A 22,018-nucleotide genomic window follows, 5' to 3' on the forward strand; every position below is an offset into this window, starting at 1 on the left:
GAGTCGCTAGGAGCGTATGTGACTAGTGCGAGCGAGCAAAGCCAACGACGTTGTGATTCGAAGTATGACGAGTACGGCTGCATTTTAGGTTCACTCGGCCTGTGCATTCAGACAGAGTTAACGTTGTTTAAGGGCTTTTGGGAAGGGCTTAAAAATGCAACAGAATACCGTTCAAATGAAACGCGTACTGACCACACCTGCGTTAGTTTTTTTCGGGCTGGCTTATATGGTGCCACTCGGAATTTTCACCACCTATGGACAAGTAACTGTATTAAGTGAAGGCCATCTGCCTGTCGCTTATTTAATTACATTAGCTGCCGTCTTTTTCACTGCCATGAGCTATTGCCGCATGACAAGCGCACTTCCGCTTTCAGGATCTGCTTATTCATACGTGCAAAAAACCTTTGGCGGCACACTCGGGTTTTTAGTGGGTTGGGCACAACTGCTCGATTACCTCTTTCTACCTATTATTAACTACATTGCGATTGGGATCTTTGTTCACGAAGCGTTCCCCGATATCCCAATGTACGTCATTATTTGCAGCACAATTACAATTGTTAGCATCATGAATATTTTGGGAATTAAATTAGTTTCCTCAATGAATATGCTAATCATTTTAATGCAATTTGTATTTATTGCCGTGTTCCTATACTTGAGTTTTAAAACTTCATTTGTATTGGATACGGACGCTTTATTGGCGCCGATTACGGTCATGTCAGAACAAGTATCAGGGTTATTTGCAGGTGCAGCGGTACTTTGCTTAGCCTTCCTTGGCTTTGATGCGATCTCCACCATGGCAGAAGAAACCAAAGATGCACGTAGTGCGCTACCAAAAGCGATTTTATACACCGTGTTTATCGCAGGTACGCTGTTTGTCATCATTTCCTATGGTGCGCATCTGGTTTATCCGATGTGGCAAGATTTTATTCCTAATACCGATATTGCTAGCCTTGCGGTAATGAAACAAGTTGGTGGAGCGATGATGGCATCTAGCTTTATCACCGCTTATGTTATTGGTGTATTTGCCTCAGCAATGACCTCACAAGCCAGTATTGTACGCATTTTCTATGCGATGGGTCGTGAAGGTGTATTACCTCGTTCGCTGTTTGCTTATCTACATCCAAGGCTCAATACACCGATTTACTCGATTATTTTTGTTGCGCTAGCATCACTGCTTTCATTAGTGCTTTCGCTCAGCATGGTCGCTTCAATGATCAGTTTTGGTGCCTTAATTGCGTTCACTTTTGTGAATTTATCGGTCATTAAACATTTTTATATTGACCGTAAAGCACCACTGGATAATACAAAAATTATCACTTGCCTGATTATGCCTTCTATTGGTGTTATCCTAACATTATGGTTATGGACAAGTCTTGATAGCGAAGCCTTTAAAGTGGGTTTATGGTGGTTAGCTGCAGGTGCAATTTACTTAGCACTTCTGACCCATGGTTTTACTCGTCGTCCACCTGCAATCTCTGACGATGAAACTGAAATGATTATTAACTAAGCATTTCAAGTCTTATAAATGATTACGGGGGAGCACTTGCCTTCCCCGTTGTTTTTTTAGCGTTGGTGCCACCAAAGCACCACTGATACAGACGGTTTACAATGAATAATCAATTAGCTGACGTTATTTACTTTAACGGTTATATATATACCGCAGATGATAAAAATCGCGTTGTCGATGCGGTTGCTGTTCGTGATGGCTATATTCTTGCCACAGGCACCTCTGATGAACTTCATCAATATGTTGGTCCTGAGACAGAGAGTATCGATCTCGAAGGCAAAATGATGATGCCTGGCATCATTGATGGTCATATGCACCCTTTTTGGGGCGGTATTCAACTCTTCGGTTGCCATTTAAATTATGAATCGTTAACTATCGACCAAATTTTAGCACGCGTACAAGATCACCTCGATAAAGACCCGCGTACCGGGGAAAATGATTGGCTCAAAGTCACTGCATGGCTGCGCCAAGGTATGATCCCTGCAGGTGTTGATATGTACCGTGAAGATATGGACAAACTCAATACGAAACGCCCTGTCGTCTTGTTTTCAAATGACTGCCATACATTGCTAGCAAATAGCCGAGCCCTCGAATTATTCGGTATCACCAAAGATACGCCTGAACCAACTGATGGTAAGATTGGTAAATACGAGAATGGTGAATTAAACGGTATTTTAGAAGATGCTCCCGCTATGCGTGCTGCCGATAGCATTCCTTCGATTCGTGACGACCAAGCTATTGAAGTTGCTGAATTAGTACAGAAAGTACTTAATCAGCAAGGTGTGACAATGGTGATGGATGCACGCGTTTCAGAACAACAGCTTGAAGCCTTTTCTCAATTACAACAACGTGGCGACCTTACGATCCGTTTCCAAGCTGCCCGTGAAATAACCCCTGATGAAACACCGGATGTTGCCTCAGTAGCGGCAGCTGTTGATAAAGCCGTTGCATTTGCCAAAAAATGGCACCAAGCCGATTGGACGCCAGCCCCTGGCATTGGCTTAAATAATATTAAAATGTTTGTTGATGGTGTGATGCAATTTCCAACAATGACAGCATCGTTATTGCAGCCATACCGTATCAATCAAGGCACGGATGACGCTCCGAATTGGGTAGAAACCGATAACTACGGTGATCTCTATTTCACGGCTGAAATTCTAGATGAATTAATGGAAAAAATTGCCGCAGCGGGCTATGACCCACACTTGCATACCGTTGGTGAAGGTGCCGTTTCTATCGTTTTAGATGCGATTGAAAAAATGCGTGCTGCTCACCCAGAAAAAGATATTCGCCCAGGGCTTGCTCATAATGAATTAGTCCATGCTGATGACTATGCCCGCTTTGCGCGCTTAAAAACCATCGCTTGCTTATCTTTCCAGTGGGCCGCCCCAACGCCAGAACTCGCCGCTTTTGAGAAAAAAATGCTCGGTGATGAACGCTTTGAGCAACTTGAACCCATCGCTAAATTTGTCGACGCTGGTGCGGTTGTTGCGTTTGGTAGTGACTGGCCAATTGATGATTTCGACGAGTGGTATGATTTAAAAGTGGCTGCAACACGCCGTGGCCGTGACATAAATGGGCAAAAAGCGCCAAGACTTGATAATGACCGAGACTTAACGGTCATTGAGGTTTTACGCTCTGCGACGATAGACTCAGCTTATGCACAGCACCGTGAAGATGTACTTGGTTCATTAGAAGCAGGAAAATTTGCAGATATGATTGTGCTAGATCGCAATGTCTTTGAGATCCCTGCAGATGATATTGAGAATGTAAAAGTATTACGTACTATTATTGGCGGAAAAACTGTACATATTGCTTAATAATTTAATTATTTAGATAGCTAATTAAATAAACACCCCAAAGATTAAATAATATCTTGGGGTGTTTTTAATTGGGCATTTAATTCCAAACCTGAATACGCACAATTAAATCGGGAAATTACGAGGGAATAACTTCCCTCGTAAAGCAACATTACTCTTCGTAAGAAAACGTTGTTTGAACAACTGTATTTCCATGACTAATCACGATTAGACAAAGCCTATCTCGCATTAATACTGAAATACCAAACACGGTAATACACGCAAAAACAAACGCCACCACTGCGAACTTGCTCATTTCCCTTGACCTCTTAATGGTTAAGAGGCACAATCTCAACTGTTCAGGTTTAGATCGGGCCTCGTTGGTTAATAATAACTAACGGGGCTTTTTCCTTTCTAATCCAAACATTTCTTCCAACTTAATATGCTTAAACCAGAAAGGCTCAAGCACCCGCCAAAATAATAACAAAGTTTTATATCTCACTCACGTTTAATTCCATAAAAATAAATAAAAATATAAATTTAATTATCTAATAGTTTATTTAAATAATTATTAGGTAAATAATCATTAATAGGTTTAAATTATTTACTTATATTTTTATCTCAGAAAATGACTAAAAATCCGTAATGCTAAAAATAGCGCTTGCAAAAGAAAAAAGTTACCATTAGTATCCGCAGCGTTTTATATTCATCTACTAACTGCAAGGAGGTTTACCATGACAACAATTAATCAAACTCTTTGCGGGCACTCTCAGAAATAGTCACTCTCGTTAGTTAATCTATTTTCTTAAATTTGCCTGCTAATCACCTTATTTTTCAATTAAAAATGAGTTAATAGCTTATGGGCAATACCTTACATACTGTGGATCAGCAAGTTAGCTACATCGCCACAGAATCAACATGGATTGAAAGCAAAGCAATCCAACAATTACAAACAACCGCAAACTTACCTGATATGGTATCCGTTGTCGGCATGCCTGACCTTCATCCAGGCCGCGGCTATCCAATTGGTGCTGCATTTTTCTCTACCAAGCGTTTTTACCCTGCGCTGGTTGGTAATGACATCGGTTGTGGAATGGCGCTGTTTCAAACGGATATTAAAAAATCGAAAGTTAACCTCGATAAACTCGAAAAACAACTTTTTGAAATGTCAGATCATGCGCCTCTATCTTGGCTTGAAGAACATGTCCCAGATAACATGCAATCACATGACTTTATGCCATCATTAAGTTCTATTGGTGGCGGGAATCATTTTGCTGAGTTTCAAGCCGTTGACGAAATATTAAACCCAGAATTATTCGGTATGAGTGGTTTGAATAAACAACAATTACTGTTATTAGTTCACAGTGGCTCTCGTGGTTTAGGCCAATCAATCCTTCGTCAACATGTAGAAAATCATAGTCATGATGGGCTTATAGATAGCTCTCAAGATGCTAAAAATTACTTAGAAGCGCATCAAAATGCCTTAGATTTTGCCCAACTAAATCGCCAAATGATCGGTTTACGTATGCTGCAACAAGTAAAGTCAAAAGGTAAATGCGTTCTCGACCTTAATCATAACCTAGTTGAATCTTGTAAAATCAATGGCATTGATGGGTGGATACATCGAAAAGGCGCCACGCCATCAGATCGCGGGCTAGTTGTTATCCCTGGTTCTCGAGGTGATTACAGCTATCTGGTATCCCCACAGCCAAGTGAAGTTTGTCTGAATTCTCTTGCTCACGGAGCTGGCCGCAAGTGGATGCGAACTGAGTGTAAAGGGCGCTTATCTCATAAATATACACCGATTCAATTATCAAGAACGGCACTAGGTAGCCGTGTTATTTGTGCAAACAAACAATTGATTTACGAAGAAGCCCCTCAATCTTATAAATCCATTGATACTGTAATTGAAAGCATGGTGAATATTGGTGTTATTAAAGTCGTTGCACGCCTTAAGCCGGTTATCACCTATAAAACCAGTGGAGATTGCTCATGATATTGCTACAATTTTCCGCTGCTCAGGGGCCTGAAGAATGTTGTATTGCTGTTGAAAAGGCCCTTGCCCGCTTTCTACAAGAGGCTAAAAAATATCATATCGCTTATGACGTACTGGAGTCATTTCCCTCTAAAAAAGGGCTAAAATCTGCCTTAGTTTGCCTAGAAGGTGAAGATGCAGAAATATTGGCCCAGTCTTGGTGCGGTACAGTCCAATGGCAATGCCAAAGCCCTATTAGGCCGCGACATAAACGTAAAAATTGGTTTTTGAGTGTCACCCGTTTCTCTCCCATTAAACCAATTGAAGAGAGTGGAATTGAATTTGAGTTCACCAAAGCGCAAGGGGCTGGAGGGCAGCATGTTAATAAAACGTCCTCAGCGGTTAGAGCTAAGCATGCTGCTACGGGAATTACAGTTAAAGTTCAATCTGAACGTAGCCAACATGCAAATAAAAAACTCGCAAAACAATTAATACAATGGAAGCTTGATGAGTATCAATCGAAACAATCAAATGCATTAGATAAACAGCGCCATCAATCTCACTATCAAATTGAGCGAGGAAATGCAGCTATAACTTTTGTAGGAAATGAATTTAAACGATTAATATAAAATTAGTGCCACTTCGAATTAGAGGTGGCACATAATTTAATCCAACATTAGACAATATTTAATGATTCGATTTCTAAAGTAGATTATTTAAAATCATAAAGAATCGAATTATTCAATTTAGAGGAGTAGCAACCCACCTCAATAACCGAGCAATGGTCTTTTGGTACTGGGAAATAATTTACACTTTGTATTAATGATGACATATCATTATTAGAATTAATCATCACGGTATCACCAATATTTTTTTCGCTTAATTCCTTCAAAGCTTTTTCTAATTGGCGATTATACTCCGTTATACTAACACCTTGTTGAAATTGTTTAGAACCATAACCGAACTTATCAGTGCTGTTCATTTATAAACTCCTTTTATATAATTTAGTCACACAGCAGAAAATATAATTTAATATAAAAAAACCAAAGTTCAAATAAAGTTAACATCAAGAAAAACAGAAAATCAAATAAATATATTAAAATAACTATTATAAAATTTGTTATGTGTATAAATAATGAGAATACTTCTATCAGCCACCTCTATAAGAGGTGGTAATAGCCTGAACGGGTTAAAGTATTTTTTCAGTTAAAAACCACCCCGCGATACTTTCGCGAGTTTGTTCTGTCGGGAGCACTTCATGAGGAAATTCTTCTGACATGAAAAAGATCATACGACCTGCAATGGGTTCTAACTTAAACAATTGATTATCTTCTTGGTCATAGACAACCAATTCACCACCATCGCTAGGGTGCCATTGTTCATTCATATATAGAACTGTCGTAATTTTTCGTCGACCGACACCTCTTGGGTTATCCACGTGTTTCTTATAAAAACCGCCATTTGGATAACGGCAAAAATGTGTTTCAAAATCACGTAGACCAAGATAAAGCTGACAGTTAAGTTCTTGCCTGACCTGCTCCATTTTATCGAGATAATGAACTATAGAACTCCCCATTCCGGGCTCCAACCAAACCGTTTGGTCGCCGCGAATCGCTTTATTGCCTTGTAATGAGTCCCGATGTCCAATACGTGCGTCTTGTAATGTATTCGGAATGCATTGTTTTATTTCTTCAACTTCGGACAGAGTCAAGAAATCGTCCCACACATACCAACCTTGTGAGGAAAGTGAATCAATAAGTTTATTAATTGACATGATGAGTGCTAGGAAGGTTATTCGGTAAAACTTTATACGGCAAGAAAACAAAAAAATAAAATTAAAAACTCAAATCCTGATGATTAAAACATTCCATCAATACTAATCACTGAAAATATAATATTAATTATCATAGAGTAAGAAAAAATCACAGAAATCACACTTGTCATCCAACCTTACATTAAAATTAAAAAAGGCATTCAACTCTTTGTTGAATACCTTGAATTCAATAAATAAAACGATTGATTAGCTTAAATGCCCTGATAAACAAAATCCTGTTCTGCCTAAACCACCACAGTTATGGTGAGCAATACTATTCATTTTTGTTGGTGATTCTATTGCATTATCCATTACAGAACTCACTTCATCAGGCATAGAGAAAGAAGCTATTTGTTCGCTAATAGCTTGCTGGTTACTAGTCTGGACTAATAGCTTCAATCTAGCTTCTTTATATTCGCTATTTATTTGCTTAGTCAGTTCTGCAACCCTTGTTATAGCCTGTTTTATTTTAATAGTCTGATTATTAGCATTAATAATATTACTTCTTGCTGAATCAGATATTTTATTGTTTGTGTTATGTGAGATTTTTGAAATTAAATTAACCACATTTATTCTTTCATTCATCTTAGACTCATTTACAGAATCTAATTCCAAATTATCTATCATCTTATTAGTTCTGGTTTGAATTGTTTCATTCATAGAATCTAACATCCTTTCATGTTTAATTCGACTAATTGTAATCTCACTTAATTTTTTTTTCATTTCTCTTACTAATGGCGCTGACGACACCCCATCATCTGTGTATTTTTTCGCTTTCAACTCATTAATTTCCTTCCTTAATGAATTCTCTGCACCTTTTGTTTTTTTTATTCGATTTTCTATTGATAGAAGTAATGACTCAATTTCTTTATGCTTTTCATTATTTTTAATATCAAAATTAGCACCCATATTTTTATATCCCTTAGTGTATTAATACTATAAAACTGATATGTACCGCAAAAAAATGATACATGAGCAGGTAATAAATAACTAATTTAGTATTTATATAATACAACAGACATAGACCTAATTTAATTATCATAACAATAATAAATAATTAGCGAGTTAATTACTTATTATTGCTATGCAAAATATCACTGAATTAACTATCAGTGATATTTATTATTGGTAATATGATTTTTATATATTTTCTAACCGCGCATAAGACGCTACCAGCCACTTAATCCCTTGACCTTGGAAGGCGATTTGCAAGCGACAGTGCTCCCCACTGCCTTCAAGGTTAATAATCGTGCCTTCACCAAATTTAGGGTGCATAACACGCTGGCCTAGGGCATAACCCGAATCATTTTGACTAACCGGTGTACCAAGGCGCTGATGGCTAACGGGTCTTGAAACCTGCGCTCTCAAGCGAACTTCCTCAACACACTCTGTCGGCAACTCGCCAATAAAACGAGAAGGCCTGTGATAAACCTCTTTGCCATATAAACGACGGCTTTCTGCATAAGTAATCGTGAGTTTTTCCATTGCACGGGTAATACCGACATAAGCAAGACGACGCTCTTCTTCAAGACGACCACTTTCATCCATCGACATTTGACTTGGGAACATGCCTTCTTCCATGCCCACAATGAATACAACTGGAAACTCTAGGCCTTTAGCTGAATGCAAAGTCATCAATTGAACAGCATCTTGGCTGACATCCGCTTGCCCATCCCCAGCTTCCAATGCCGCATGAGAAAGAAAAGCCTGCAATGGCATTAAGTCTTGGTCTTCGTCTTGATAGCTAAAATCACGGGTTGCATTGACTAACTCTTCCAAGTTTTCAATTCGAGCCTGCGCCTTTTCGCCTTTTTCTTGCTCATACATCGCACGCAAGCCTGAGTCATTGATCACTCTATCTGCCTGAACATGTAATGGCATATCTTGGGTTTCTTTGGCTAATGCATCGATTAATTCTAAGAAACGTTCAATTGCGGCAGCTGCACGACCTCCCAACACCTGCTCGCGAAGTAAGTACTCACAACTTTCCCATAGTGTTAGCTGTTGATCCCGTGCAGTTTGGCGAACAGTATCTAATGTTCTATCTCCGATGCCACGGGTTGGTGTATTTACCACTCGTTCAAAGGAGGCATCATCATTACGATTTGCTATTAATCTTAAATAAGAAAGTGCATCTTTAATCTCTTGGCGCTCAAAGAAACGTTGCCCACCATAAATACGATATGGCATTGCACCTTGAATGAGCGCCTCTTCCAATACACGAGACTGGGCATTACTACGGTACAACATGGCACAATCTTGTAAGGCTCCACCATTTTCATGCCATTGTTTGATGCGGCCAACCACATAACGCGCCTCATCTAACTCATTAAACGCACAGTAGAGGGATATTGGCTCGCCATCTCCGCCTTCCGTCCATAGATTTTTCCCTAAGCGGTCACTGTTATTCGCGATCAATGCGTTCGCCGCTTTTAAGATATTATTCGTTGAACGGTAGTTTTGCTCTAGACGGATAGTTTCTGCGCCAGGAAAATCATTGAGAAAGCGCTGGATATTTTCGACTTGCGCACCACGCCAGCCATAGATTGACTGGTCGTCATCACCAACAATCATGACTTTGCCTGTATCCCCAGCGAGTACACGGATCCATGCGTACTGGATATTGTTGGTATCTTGAAATTCATCGACAAGAATATTGGTAAAGCGCTCACGATAATGCTGCAAGACATGGGGTTTATTCAGCCACAGTTCATGGGCGCGTAACAATAATTCCGCAAAATCCACCAGCCCGGCTCTATCACAAGCTTCTTGGTAAGCTTGGTATACCTTTAACCATGTGGCTTCAACTGGGTTACCATAGGCTTCAATGTGCTGAGGTCGCAGACCTTCATCTTTTTTGCCGTTGATGTACCACATCCCCTGACGTGGCGGCCATTGTTTTTCATCTAAATTCATCGCCTTAAGTAAACGACGAATTAAACGGTATTGGTCATCACTATCTAGAATTTGGAAGTCTTGTGGTAAATTGGCGTCCATGTAATGTTGGCGCAATAAACGATGCGCTAAGCCGTGGAATGTTCCTATCCACATACCGCCTTCACTAGTACCAATCAATTGATTGATTCTATGGCGCATTTCTGCCGCTGCTTTGTTCGTGAATGTCACTGCCATAATTGAAAATGGAGAAGCATTTTCCACAGACATCAGCCATGCGATTCGATGCACTAGCACCCGAGTTTTACCACTACCAGCCCCCGCAAGGACAAGTAAATTGGTACGCGGTGCGGCAACCGCTTCGCGCTGTTTGTCGTTAAGACCTTCAAGCAGATAAGAGACGTCCATAGTTACCATCAAAGCAAAACAGTGGCTAACACCACTGTGAGGTTGTTGACAATGGCGAATGCCACTGTTTTTTTATACAGTAAATGATTATACCAATGATAAGAGAGAATCCAACCGCGAAATTTCCACATGCGGTAATAAACGCACCTCTTTCTCTTCCATCAGTGTTTTTTGGTTTGTGTTGATCCAGCAAGCTTGCATGCCACTGTTAATTGCACCTTCAACATCTGTTAGCAAGTTGTCACCAACATGAAGAATAAATTGTGGCTCAATCTCAAGCCGCTTCGCGGCTAAACGATACATATCGCAAAATGGCTTAGAGCGCCCGTCAGGCCCTGCTTTCAAGACAAATTGGAAATATTGACCTAACCCGCACGCTTCCGGTTCTGCATTTCCATTAGTGATCGCCACCAGCGGAATTTTTTCTGCCAGTTGGCACAGTGTTTCATGAGTAGACTTTGGGACATCAATTCTATTTCGCCAATAAGTGAAATGCGCCATGATGTCATCTGCCCCTTTTTGTGCGGCTTCTTTTGAGTAGCCATAATGGCAAAACATCATTTTGGAAGAAAGCCAACGCCAGCGTGAAATATCATGATAGATATCAGGTTCTTGCTCTTCGACAAGACGACGAAAAGCATAAAGATCTTCATTACTAAAATGATTAAAACGCGGGTCATATTCACGGACAAAACGTAAAACTTCTTCTTCCGTTTTATCAATAACTGGATGGTTATCGTAAAGCGTGTCATCCAAATCAAACGTGATCGCCAGAATGGGTGATAACGGACGGTAAAAATGCATTAAGGTTTCTCCCTCTTTGCTCTTGGATGAGCCACATCATAAACATTTGCTAAGTGCTGAAAATCAAGGTGCGTATAGATTTGTGTTGTCGATAAATTTGCATGCCCAAGAAGTTCTTGCACTCCACGTAAATTCCCACTTGATTCAAGGATATGTGTCGCAAAAGAGTGGCGTAATTTATGCGGGTTAATGTGGCTATTAACCCCTTGCTTTATACCCCATTGCTCAAAACGTTTCTGTACGTTCCGATTCGAAATACGTTTACCACTTTGGGTTGAAATAAAAACAGCGTCATCTTCTGGCTCATAGAGCTCTCGCATCTCAAGCCAACGCTGTAGCCAACTCACGGCAGTTTTTCCCATTGGCACCCTGCGTTCTTTACTCCCTTTCCCCATAACCCACACTTCACCCGTATTTAAATCAAGATGGCGAACATCTAGCCCAACTAGCTCAGATAAACGTAACCCTGCGCCGTACATCACTTCAAGCATCGTTCGGTCACGTACGACGAGCGGGTCACCACTCTCCATATTCAAAAGTTGGGAGACTTCATCCACATCCATATTTTTAGGAAGACGCTTTTTGGATTTAGGGGCATGAACGGCTTTTGCGGGATTTGCGGGTAATTCCCCTTGGTGCACCATCCAATCAAAAAAACTGCGCAGTGATGATAACCGCAACGCCATACTTGCGGCTTGTAAGCCCGATTTACGACTTTTAGCGGCAACGTTGCGCACAATCGTTGCATCAACTTTTTGCCATTCGTGGATATTTAGTGAGACTAACATTTCCACAATAACACTCAATTGGCGACGATAATTAGTTATCGTGACAGGGCTTAGCCGACGTTCAACACGCAGATAATACAGAAAGGCCTCAATTTGGGTCATCAGCCCTTCAGGCTGATTTTTTATAGGCGTTCTATCCATTGGCATAATAACCTCGGTAGAATCTGAGCGACTTTCTCCAACATGACCGTTCCCATACCATGTTGATAATGTTCACGATCCCGACTAGTAAAGATGACCATACCGGATTCACCATGCTGACCAAACAGTGAAATAGCGACTGAACCGACATTTAATGCATCAGGTAAAAGTAATTGAATTTCAGGGCCATTCAACCGACCGAGGTAGTTACGTTTATCGCCAAATCGTTGAATTCTCACGGGTTCAAATACACGACGCGAAATAACTAATTGATGCGCATCCAAAGGAGCGGATAAATGCCAGCTGTCACTAAACAAACGCACTTGAGCACCGGATAAACCCAGTTTTTTTGCCCAACGATTTAGCGCTAGCAGCATTTGCTGTAAACTTTCTGCTGATGACATTTCAATCACCAACACTAACAATTCATCAAAAAGCTCCACATTTTCGTGAGCTTGCTCAACCATAAAACGAATATCTTGTTCGAGCTCTTTGATTTTCAACCGTTGACGACTCATCACTAACTCAGGTAATGAGATAGCTTCCCGCACAACATGGGGTACTTTTAGCTGTTCCAACAGTTGCGCATTACGAAGAAAAAAATAGGGGTTTTCCGTTAAGTAGCGCACGACATCGACCTCATCAATTTGATGAGCCAATTCCTGTGCTTTTTTGGTTTTATCCATTTTTCCCTCTTCAGCTATTCAAAATTATAGTTGAATGACTCCGTCATAAACATGCGTTGCAGGGCCTGTCATATAAAGTGGCGCCCCAGGACCTTCCCAGGAAATATCTAATGAGCCCCCTGGTAAATCAACTTTGACCCGCTTCGCCAGTAATCCTTGACTAATTCCAACCGCGACAGCGGCGCATGCCCCGCTACCACAAGCTTGAGTTTCCCCAGCCCCACGTTCATAAACGCGCAAGCGGATGTGGTCAGCACTGATAATTTCCATAAAGCCAATATTGGCACGTTCTGGAAAGCGCTCATGATTTTCTAAAGCGGGACCTAAAACTTCGACTTCTGCCGTATGAATACTTTCAACTTGAATGACACAATGCGGGTTACCCATTGAGACCACCCCACACAGAACTGTACGTTCTTGTGCTCGAATAATATAGGTTTTTTCTTCTTTAACTGCGCGAAATGGTACTCTCTGTGGTTCAAAATCAGGCACGCCCATATTAACGCAGACATCATCATTCTCATTTATGGTTAATGTCATACGGCCGGACTGAGTACTGACTTTGATTTTTTGCTTATTCGTTAAACCTTTAAGCCTGACAAAACGAGCAAAACAACGCGCACCATTGCCACATTGTGCAACTTCACTACCATCTGCATTAAAAATACGATAATGGAAGTCAAGGTCAGGGTCATAAGGTGCTTCAACCAATAGTAGTTGATCGAACCCAACTCCTGTGTGTCTATCCGCTAACCGACAAATCAATTCAGGCGAAAAATATACATTTTGTGTAACGCCATCGACAACCATGAAGTCATTGCCTAAGCCATGCATTTTAGAAAATTGCATTTCACGCTCCATAGAGGTGGCTTACTGATTATTTGTTGTTTGAGCAGGCTCTTTGGCAGTGCTGTCTTGTGCGGTAGGTTGCACATCAGATGCCTTAGCCGGTGCTGCAGTTTCTTCCGGCGGAAAATACAACGGGCCTTTTAAGCCACAGCCAGAAAGGGTAAATAAAACAACTAGTGCACTAAGCCCAATTAAACTTTTTTTCATTCTTTTTCGCCCGTATTGCTCACTTTTGACATCTGATAATTTACACAATAACAGGAGTGGCCTTGCAAATCACGCCTGTTTATCTAGCATGCGGATATTATATACTTTAGGCTAAATTTAGTCTGAAGTTTTTAGTGGGCATGCTTAGATTGACCCTGATGCAGATTCCCTCCTATAATTTCAGCTAACAATAATAATTTCAATTAACCCATTGTGAGCAAACAGGAAATTAATCGTGAATGACAGCGAATTTCATCAGCTAGCAGAAACGCTACTGAGCACCATCGAAGAGCATTTAGATAATTATGAGGGTGATGCCGATATTGATTGTGAAATCAATGGGGGTGTGATGACTCTTAGCTTTGAAGATGGCAGTAAAATTATTATCAACAAGCAAGAAGCATTCCACCAAATATGGCTAGCGACTAAACAGGGTGGGTACCATTATGATTATCAACAAGGTAATTGGGTTTGTGACCGCTCTGGGCATGAATTTAAAGCTAAATTAGCCGAGGCAATTGCCTTTCAAAGCCAAGAGCTCTTTTCATTTTAAGCATTACAAGTTTCGAAGGTGGGCAGCACGCTATACTGCCTGCCATTAATATCAATAATAGTGCGCTTGTGGGTGCGGTGATTGGTTCGAATGCACTTCATACCCAACGTCATCATCTTCTTCCGCTGTGAATGGCCATGTTGCCCCGGAAAATGCAACAACTTGATTTTTACCATCTTGATTAATGATTTGGTAAAATTGCGGTAAATTGAAATTGATAAAGTTTGCGCCATAGGTAAACCGGTCATGGGAAGAAGAATAGAATTTACTCACGTCACGAACAAGATCTTCTTTCGACCCCTCACAGTGAGAATAAATTTCAACCCGATTCGCCTCATCTAAAACATAAATATTAAAACCGGTATTATCTGCCGTATTTTCAAAGAAAAACTGTACAATCCCTTCACTCGCATAGCCATCAACAACTGCAGGTAAATGGTTATCACTCTTCGCCTGAAGTTTAACGGGCCAGCCATGTAGTTTGTTATGGGAAATAGCCCCGTAGAACTCAACCGCATTCTCAAGTTTTTGTACCGATACGTTCAGACGCTCAAAGAATAACCCCCACGTCTGCCCCGCGATACGCAATGCTTTAAAACGCCCAGGGTCATTTCGGTTGCTTGACAAACGCAATTCAACACACTCAGATACCAACTGTTGTACACGAGTACGGATCAACCCACGTAAGTGCTCACTATAACAAAACACCTCAACCGCTTCAGGAGGCGATGCATCTTGATGCATTTTCCCTAAAATGGTTTTAAGTGCTTCTAACATGCACTGTTCTCCGCTGAAATGTAGCGTTCTTACCTCATTCCACGAATTACGATACAACAAATCAATACTACCAATCAGGCACTGTTGTGATTCTCCAAAACTGAAAATATCCAGTTTTCTAAAATCAACATGGACAACTTGCTCAGAATATACCTGTGTTGGATCTTTTTCTAAGTTAACAATGATTGCAAGATGGCGAATTTCACATGGACTATAAAGCGCTTTTGGCGTTGGGGCTGGTAACCTGATAGGGAAATGGCTTGAAACATCGTGCATCAGTTCAAGCAATTTTCGTTCATCACACTGGGATTTCCCATTATGCATGTAAACCTGGGTGGTTTCAGTCAGCAAACCATTAAAATAAGCCCATGCCACTAATTTATTTAAATAGCGGTTATATTCAAGAGGTTGATGGCCAATAATGGCATCAATATTTGGCGCTTGGTTATACAAATACCAGCCGCTACGGTTAGCTCGCCCCTCTGGCACATAAATAAAGGTTAAATGCGCTTCGCTCAAATCAGGTGAGATTTGTGGATTAACTAACGTCACCTTACCCGGGAGAGCTTCGAAAGCCGCATATAATTTACGGGTTAATACTCCAATATCTTGTGGGCTTGCACTAACACTTAAATTATTTCTACGGGCAAAGCGAATGAGGTTACGATAGCTTTGCATCATCGTATCAAGTAACTCGTTATGTGCTTCACGGACACGCTCAATTTTCCATTGATTGCGTGTATCGAGTATCGACAAACGCTCTGATCCCCACCCCCATGATTCAACCAATTGAGACAACACATCACGGCGCCAACCTGCGCAAGTATTCCCCTCTTCTTCAGATAGTTTTTCGCATACTTTCAGGTAGAAACAACGGCGGATAAGGTCAAGACGGGTTAAATCATTAATTTCAGTCAGGTAACGTGTCACACGCTCTAACATTAAGCAGTATGAGTCCAAGCCATAACACACAATTTCGCCTGCATGTAAATGACGCTTAAACTCCATGGCTAATAATTTACCGTTAGGGTAATCCCATGAATAGGATTCCAGCAAAATACTCTTCAATACCGCTTTATAAGGGGAATCAACACTTTTATACAACTGCCATAGGCTTGCACCGAAATATTCCGCGGCAGAAAGCTCACTTAACCCGCCTAAATCAAGCCATTCGTTCGGTGTTAGCACTCCTTGTGCATATAACCCCATAACATATTCATCGTAATGCTGCTCTTCTTCAACCGGCACCATGGTCCACAGCAAACGTTTACCCGCCATACGTACAGCGGTTCGATAAAATTCATCTAACAATAGGATGTGTTGCGTTGAACCACAGTTTTCCCCACCAATATGCCCACTGGCATGATGGCGAAAACGATTTTCATCGATTAAAAACACAGTGACATCAATCCCTAAAGATGCTGCCCACTGTTCAATTAAGGTGCATTTTTTTTGCAAAAAACGTTTTTCTTCGTGGTCCAACCAAGACGGATGACAAACCCAAACGTCGATATCTGAACACTGGCTTTGCCCAACAGATGAAGTGCTACCCATCGAATAAATGCCTGTAATCGGTAATTCACCGTTCGCTTCAGTTTCAATCGCGGGTAAAAAACGTTCAAAAGGTGCCAACCATTTTTTTTGCTCTGCATCAGGAGAGAAAAAGCAGACACCATGAGGGACATTACCTTCAATAAAACCAGGCATCATGGGATGATGATAATGAAACAAGACAGGCAGCAAGCTATAAACCTTCGAGAAGGTTTCACTCATAGAAGCTGTTGCACGTTCTAACCGTAATTGGTTTATTGCATCCAGTCTTTGTTTTAAGGTTTCAATATAGAGATACAAAGGTTACGCCTGATTGAATGAAAGTAATACAAACCTGAGAATTTCCCAGCACCCAACAGATAGAGATAGATTTAAAATAATTTTCAAATGGATTGTCGGAAACGTGATCAATTTAACACCTTGCATCAAAAGGGTAAAGTAGATCACATAATTTTACGCGCTTATTTTTGATACAAAATGCTTTTCAACATATTGTATAAAAAGGCTTTTTATTTTTTAATCTGTAAAATATCCCTTGTTTTTCAATGGAATAATTTCTTTTTACTCTGTTGTTTAGTAAAACAGCAAAACCAAACGATATTAAGTACAATACGCACAGCGTCTGTGCTTACACGCTTCAACACGAATTAATAGAAAACACAGATTGTTCCACACAAAAAATAGCACGATAAGCTAAAGAAATTGCTTAATAGCTATTCTAGGTCATCTCATTTTGAATCACTTTCTTGCATCATGGTAGAAAAAGTAAATCGGCTATAAACAATTCAGAGCGCGGTTTTGCACCCAGCTGGAAAAAATATCCTTAACATGTTAAAACTAATGCCAATTGTATGGTTAATCTGCGGCATTCTTAGCCAGAGAAAACAGTAAAATGACATCAACAAATATCGTGCGTATTGCGACGCGCAAAAGCCCTTTAGCCCTATGGCAAGCGCACTTTGTCAAAGATAAATTAGAGCAGCTTCACCCGGGCTTACAGGTTGAATTAGTGCCTATGGTGACAAAAGGCGACATCATTCTTGATACCCCTCTTGCTAAGGTCGGCGGGAAAGGTTTATTCGTCAAAGAATTAGAACTTGCCTTGTTGGAAGGACGCGCAGACATTGCCGTTCACTCGATGAAAGATGTCCCTGTTGAATTCCCTGAAGGCTTAGGATTAGTCACGATTTGTGAACGTGAAGACCCTCGAGATGCCTTTGTCTCAAACCACTACGATAATCTTGATGCATTGCCAAAAGGCAGTATCGTCGGAACATCGAGTTTACGTCGTCAATGCCAATTAAGGGAACTCCGCCCTGATTTAGTCATTCGCGACTTACGTGGTAACGTAGGTACACGCCTATCAAAATTAGATAACGGTGAATATGATGCCATTATTTTAGCCGTTGCTGGGTTAAAACGCTTGGAGTTAGACACTCGAATTAAAACGGCTCTTGCACCTGAGCAATGCTTACCTGCAGTTGGCCAAGGTGCTGTCGGTATCGAATGCCGTTTAAATGATAGTAAAACCCGCGAATTACTCGCGAAACTCAATAATGACTCAACATCAACCTGTGTTCTGGCTGAACGAGCAATGAATATGCGCCTTGAAGGCGGTTGCCAAGTTCCGATTGGCAGTTACGCTATTTGGCAAGATGACAAAATATGGCTACGGGCCTTGGTAGGAGCGCCAGACGGTAGTGTGATTATTCGAGGGGAACGACTCGTTTCTCCGAGTGAAGCTAATCAAGCGGGTGTATCATTGGCTGAAGAATTACTTGAGCGTGGTGCAAGGGAAATTCTGGCGGATGTTTACCAAGGAAACCCGCCTGCATGAAGGTGCTTGTCACTCGCCCTGAACCAGCAGGTTCGGAGCTGATCACAGCAATCACCGCCAAAGGGGGGGAAGCCTTCTCCTCTCCTTTAATTCGCATTGGACCTGGCTCTGAGTTAAATACCCTTATACCTCAACTTGATAGCCTTACTGCGAATGATTTAGTCTTTCTTTTATCTAAAAATGCAGTCGAATATGCAAATTTAACACTTGAACAAATGGCGCGTAGCTGGTCAGATAAGTTATCTTACTATGGAATTGGCCGCTCTACAGGGCAGTATTTTCAACAAGTAACAGGAAAAAACATAAGTTGGGCTGAACAAGGTGAAACCAGTGAAGTACTACTGACACACCCTGAACTTCAATTTCTCGAAGGGAAAAACGCTCTATTATTACGAGGAAATGGCGGACGAGAGCTTCTCGCATCAACATTAAGGGCTAGGGGCGCAAAAGTCAGCTATTGTGAATGTTATACAAGGCATCCTGTTTACTATGATAGAGCCCTGTTCAATCAGCAATGGTTTCAAACGGGTATTACAGATGTTGTGATCACGAGTGGTCAAATGTTAGCCTTGTTAGACGAATTAATCACTGAAGAATACCAAACTTGGTGGTTTTCCCGCCGCCTACTTGTCGTCAGTGAACGGATTGCAGACCAAGCCCGCAGAGGCGGATGGCAAAAGGTCTGTGTAGCTAATAGCGCAGATAATAATGCTTTATTAGAAGCATTAATTTCAATCGATATGGGATGCTAATTTATGACGGAACACGATAAAACAACCGAGACGGTTACCCCAGAAGCTGGTGCAGAACAACAGCGCCCAAAAACTAAACCTTCTTCGGAGCAAAAACGTTCTGGTCTAATAGGCGGTGTAATTGCTATTGCTATTATCATCGCTATTGGTGGCGGATTATACTATTTCACCCAACAAAGCACTGCCACTTTAGTAAATGAAAACAATGAATTAAAACAAAAATTAAGTGATTTAATCGAACAGCAAAATTCAGACAGGCAACGGTTAAACGCTTTAGTTGCGGCTAATACTGAAATAAAAAGCCATTCTCGTGAATATGAAGAGAATCTCAACCGTCGCATGCAAGAGCTACAAGCGCACGTCACGGCATTATCCAGCGCTGATGTTAAAAGTTGGCTTCTCGCACAAGCTGACTTTATGGTTAAAATGGCGGGAAGAAAGCTGTGGAATGATCGCGACCCTGTGACCGCAGCGGTTCTATTAAAAAGTGCTGACTCAAGTTTAGCCGAAATGAATGACCCGAGCCTACTCGACATTCGTAAATCAATTAACAGTGATATGGCTAAATTAGCCGCAATCAATCAAATTGACTATGACGGTATTATCTTACGTTTAAACCAGCTCAGTAATGAAGTGGACAACTTACGTTTAGCGGATTTAAACAGCGGCGATGCGAAAAATGAAGATAACGCGGATGTCAGCGAGGATATTTCGGATTGGAAACAAAATTTGGCTCGTAGCTGGAAAAGTTTCGCAAATGACTTCGTCACCGTACGCGCTCGTGATGGCTCAGAAGCCCCGCTTTTAGCTCCAAATCAGGATATTTATCTACGAGAAAACATTCGCTCTCAACTATTAATCGCAGCACAAGCCGTGCCACGTTATCAAGAAGCCACTTACAAACAGTCATTAGAGCAGGCTTCGACTTGGGTAAGAGCCTATTTTGATACTGAGGCGCCTGAAACTAAAGCTTTTCTATCAACCATTGATGACCTAATCAATCAGCCGATTGATATTGATATGCCTGATACTTTAGAAAGCCAAGAAAAGCTAGAAAAAATCATGCAAACACGGGTTCGTAGCTTACTTTCTCAGTCGTCTGACAATGCAAAAGTTAGCGATGGTGCCGTTGATGCCGCAGCGGATGCAACTGAAGCGCCAACAGAAGCCGCAGCAGATGCCGCAGTTCCCGCCACGGATACGCAAAAAGCGGAGTCAGCTGACAATGCACACCCTTTTGAATCAGCAGACCCTGCTGGTAATAGGGGGTAATTATGATAAAAGTCTTGATCCTATTTATAGTACTTATTGCAGGGATAATCTTAGGCCCATTATTAGCGGGTCACCAAGGTTATGTTTTTATCCGTACAGATAATTATGACATTACGACCAGTGTAACCAGCCTCGTTTTGGGCTTTATCTTGCTCCAGTTTGTGCTGTTATTCCTTGGTTGGTGCTACCGCCGCTTTATCAGCACGACATCACGTACCCGAGGTTGGGTAAGTGGTCGTAAATACCACAAAGCACATACCCAAACACAAAAAGCGCTGCTGAAATTAGCAGAAGGTGATTTCGAGCAAGTTGAAAAATTAATGAGCAAACATGCTGATTTTTCTCAACAGCCGGTTATTAACTACCTCATGGCAGCCGAAGCTGCTCAACAGCGTGGTGATGAATATCGCACTCACCAATACTTGGATAGAGCTGCCGAAGCCGCAGGAAGTGACCAGCTCCCCGTTGATATCAGCCGTGTCCGTATCCAATTAGCGGAAGGAGAAGTCCATGCTGCCCGTAATGGCATTGATAAACTTCTCGACAAAGCTCCAAGGCACCCTGAGGTGCTGCGCCTAGCAGAACAAGCTTACTTACGCTCAGGCGCCTATCAGTCGCTGATTGAATTACTTCCTGTCATGGCTAAAGTACAGTTACACAATGAAGATGAGCTCGATGCATTGAAATTAAAGGCTTACAAAGGGTTGATGAACCAATATATGGCTGAAGGAGGTAGTGATGGGCTAAAAGCTTGGTGGAAAGCACAACCTCGCCGAGTTCGTCATGAAACCGCATTGCAAGCTTTCTTAGCAGAGCATTTGATTGAATGTGGCGATACTGCAAGTGCAGAAAAAATGATTATTGACGGTTTAAAACAGCAATATGATGAACGCTTGATCCTGTTGGTGCCAAAACTGAATAGCGAACGCCCTGAAGTTATAGAAAAAACCCTTTTACATCTGCAGAAGCAGAACGGTGCCACCCCGTTACTTAACAGTACATTAGGCGTTTTATCGCTACAGCATGCCCAATGGGACAAAGCTGAAAATTACTTTAAAGCCGCTTTAGCTCAACGTTTTGATGTACAAGATGCATCATGGTTAGCTGATGCTTTTGACCGGCAGCATAAGCCTAGCGATGCCGCAAAAATTCGCCAAGATGCATTAAACCATTCATTAAAACAAGAACGGAAATAATATTCTTGTTTGGCCTCATCTAAAAACTCCACTCATTTTGGTGGAGTTTTTTTATTCATAAGCTTAACGGCGACTAATCTGACCTTCCCCAATAAAAACGTAAAAACAATTTAAATACATCGCGTTAATCGTATTAAATCATCATAAAAGGAAAATATGAGGTTTATAATTGGCAACATTGCAGGTAAATAATTCAATGTTTAATCAA

Annotated in this window: 20 protein-coding genes; 9 read left to right on the plus strand and 11 right to left on the minus strand. The window is 41.2% G+C overall.

What is annotated here, in order from left to right; all coding sequences use genetic code 11:
* The first annotated feature begins 154 nt into the window (after positions 1-154).
* Both ACU696_RS01200 and ACU696_RS01205 read left to right on the plus strand, forming a co-directional pair.
* Positions 155-1,507, plus strand: a complete 1,353-nt coding sequence (locus tag ACU696_RS01200; protein ID WP_004907367.1) for an APC family permease — start codon at positions 155-157, stop codon at positions 1,505-1,507.
* Between the two features lie 101 nt (positions 1,508-1,608).
* Positions 1,609-3,327 carry an amidohydrolase gene (locus ACU696_RS01205; protein WP_004907365.1) on the plus strand — a complete coding sequence of 573 codons (1,719 nt, stop codon included), beginning with the start codon at positions 1,609-1,611 and terminating at the stop codon, positions 3,325-3,327.
* A gap of 151 nt (positions 3,328-3,478) precedes the next feature.
* Here ACU696_RS01205 and ACU696_RS01210 read toward each other — a convergent pair whose 3' ends face one another.
* Positions 3,479-3,622 carry a Hok/Gef family protein gene (locus ACU696_RS01210; protein ID WP_109912151.1) on the minus strand — a complete coding sequence of 48 codons (144 nt, stop codon included), beginning with the start codon at positions 3,620-3,622 and terminating at the stop codon, positions 3,479-3,481.
* A 543-nt stretch (positions 3,623-4,165) separates the two neighbouring features.
* Here ACU696_RS01210 and ACU696_RS01215 point away from each other — a divergent pair.
* Together ACU696_RS01215 and prfH are read left to right on the plus strand one after the other, a co-directional pair.
* Positions 4,166-5,302 carry an RNA ligase RtcB family protein gene (locus ACU696_RS01215; RefSeq protein WP_196724023.1) on the plus strand — a complete coding sequence of 379 codons (1,137 nt, stop codon included), beginning with the start codon at positions 4,166-4,168 and terminating at the stop codon, positions 5,300-5,302.
* Positions 5,299-5,910 (plus strand): peptide chain release factor H, encoded by a 612-nt coding sequence (gene prfH / locus ACU696_RS01220; RefSeq protein ID WP_209102692.1) that lies wholly within the window; start codon positions 5,299-5,301, stop codon positions 5,908-5,910. The genes ACU696_RS01215 and prfH overlap by 4 nt, the downstream gene beginning before the upstream one ends.
* An 83-nt stretch (positions 5,911-5,993) precedes the next feature.
* On the opposite strand, the gene ACU696_RS01225 is transcribed toward prfH, so the two are convergent.
* The 9 genes from ACU696_RS01225 to lptM all read right to left on the minus strand — a co-directional run bounded on the left by ACU696_RS01225 (position 5,994) and on the right by lptM (position 13,872).
* Positions 5,994-6,263 carry a hypothetical protein gene (locus tag ACU696_RS01225; RefSeq protein WP_109912154.1) on the minus strand — a complete coding sequence of 90 codons (270 nt, stop codon included), beginning with the start codon at positions 6,261-6,263 and terminating at the stop codon, positions 5,994-5,996.
* Positions 6,264-6,470: 207 nt separating this feature from the next.
* Positions 6,471-7,055, minus strand: coding sequence for a 2OG-Fe(II) oxygenase (locus tag ACU696_RS01230; protein WP_196724021.1), 585 nt, complete (start codon positions 7,053-7,055; stop codon positions 6,471-6,473).
* A gap of 246 nt (positions 7,056-7,301) precedes the next feature.
* Positions 7,302-8,003, minus strand: coding sequence for a hypothetical protein (locus ACU696_RS01235; RefSeq protein ID WP_209102693.1), 702 nt, complete (start codon positions 8,001-8,003; stop codon positions 7,302-7,304).
* A 231-nt stretch (positions 8,004-8,234) separates the two neighbouring features.
* Positions 8,235-10,397 (minus strand): DNA helicase II, encoded by a 2,163-nt coding sequence (gene uvrD / locus ACU696_RS01240; RefSeq protein WP_196719588.1) that lies wholly within the window; start codon positions 10,395-10,397, stop codon positions 8,235-8,237.
* A gap of 87 nt (positions 10,398-10,484) precedes the next feature.
* Positions 10,485-11,201 (minus strand): 5-amino-6-(5-phospho-D-ribitylamino)uracil phosphatase YigB, encoded by a 717-nt coding sequence (yigB, locus tag ACU696_RS01245; protein WP_004907349.1) that lies wholly within the window; start codon positions 11,199-11,201, stop codon positions 10,485-10,487.
* Positions 11,201-12,130: a tyrosine recombinase XerC gene (gene xerC, locus ACU696_RS01250; protein WP_042851726.1), complete on the minus strand. Its 930-nt coding sequence runs from the start codon at positions 12,128-12,130 to the stop codon at positions 11,201-11,203. Before xerC ends, yigB begins: the two co-directional genes overlap by 1 nt.
* On the minus strand, positions 12,112-12,816 hold the full coding sequence (locus ACU696_RS01255; protein ID WP_109912157.1) for a DUF484 family protein: 705 nt from the start codon (positions 12,814-12,816) through the stop codon (positions 12,112-12,114). The genes xerC and ACU696_RS01255 overlap by 19 nt, the downstream gene beginning before the upstream one ends.
* A gap of 24 nt (positions 12,817-12,840) precedes the next feature.
* Positions 12,841-13,665 carry a diaminopimelate epimerase gene (gene dapF, locus ACU696_RS01260; RefSeq protein ID WP_004907339.1) on the minus strand — a complete coding sequence of 275 codons (825 nt, stop codon included), beginning with the start codon at positions 13,663-13,665 and terminating at the stop codon, positions 12,841-12,843.
* 21 nt (positions 13,666-13,686) lie between these two features.
* Positions 13,687-13,872, minus strand: a complete 186-nt coding sequence (lptM, locus tag ACU696_RS01265; RefSeq protein ID WP_004906065.1) for an LPS translocon maturation chaperone LptM — start codon at positions 13,870-13,872, stop codon at positions 13,687-13,689.
* A 235-nt stretch (positions 13,873-14,107) separates the two neighbouring features.
* Between lptM and cyaY the strand changes: the two genes are divergently transcribed.
* Positions 14,108-14,425 (plus strand): iron donor protein CyaY, encoded by a 318-nt coding sequence (gene cyaY / locus ACU696_RS01270; RefSeq protein ID WP_209102695.1) that lies wholly within the window; start codon positions 14,108-14,110, stop codon positions 14,423-14,425.
* Between the two features lie 51 nt (positions 14,426-14,476).
* On the opposite strand, the gene ACU696_RS01275 is transcribed toward cyaY, so the two are convergent.
* A complete protein-coding gene (locus ACU696_RS01275; RefSeq protein ID WP_004907332.1) occupies positions 14,477-17,053 on the minus strand; it encodes a class I adenylate cyclase in 2,577 nt (858 codons plus the stop codon).
* Positions 17,054-17,645: 592 nt separating this feature from the next.
* On the opposite strand from ACU696_RS01275, the gene hemC reads away from it, so the two are divergent.
* Genes hemC through hemY form a run of 4 tightly spaced genes read left to right on the plus strand, consistent with a single transcriptional unit; the run spans position 17,646 to position 21,810 of the window.
* Positions 17,646-18,590: a hydroxymethylbilane synthase gene (gene hemC / locus ACU696_RS01280; RefSeq protein ID WP_004907329.1), complete on the plus strand. Its 945-nt coding sequence runs from the start codon at positions 17,646-17,648 to the stop codon at positions 18,588-18,590.
* A complete protein-coding gene (locus ACU696_RS01285) occupies positions 18,587-19,342 on the plus strand; it encodes a uroporphyrinogen-III synthase (protein WP_109912158.1) in 756 nt (251 codons plus the stop codon). Before hemC ends, ACU696_RS01285 begins: the two co-directional genes overlap by 4 nt.
* A 3-nt stretch (positions 19,343-19,345) precedes the next feature.
* The gene (hemX, locus tag ACU696_RS01290; protein ID WP_109912159.1) at positions 19,346-20,614 is read left to right on the plus strand and encodes a uroporphyrinogen-III C-methyltransferase; all 1,269 of its coding nucleotides are present in this window, start codon (positions 19,346-19,348) and stop codon (positions 20,612-20,614) included.
* A 2-nt stretch (positions 20,615-20,616) separates the two neighbouring features.
* Positions 20,617-21,810, plus strand: a complete 1,194-nt coding sequence (hemY, locus tag ACU696_RS01295) for a protoheme IX biogenesis protein HemY (RefSeq protein ID WP_004907317.1) — start codon at positions 20,617-20,619, stop codon at positions 21,808-21,810.
* The last annotated feature ends 208 nt before the right edge of the window (positions 21,811-22,018 follow it).

The sequence above is a fragment of the Providencia sp. PROV_01 genome (assembly GCF_053098325.1).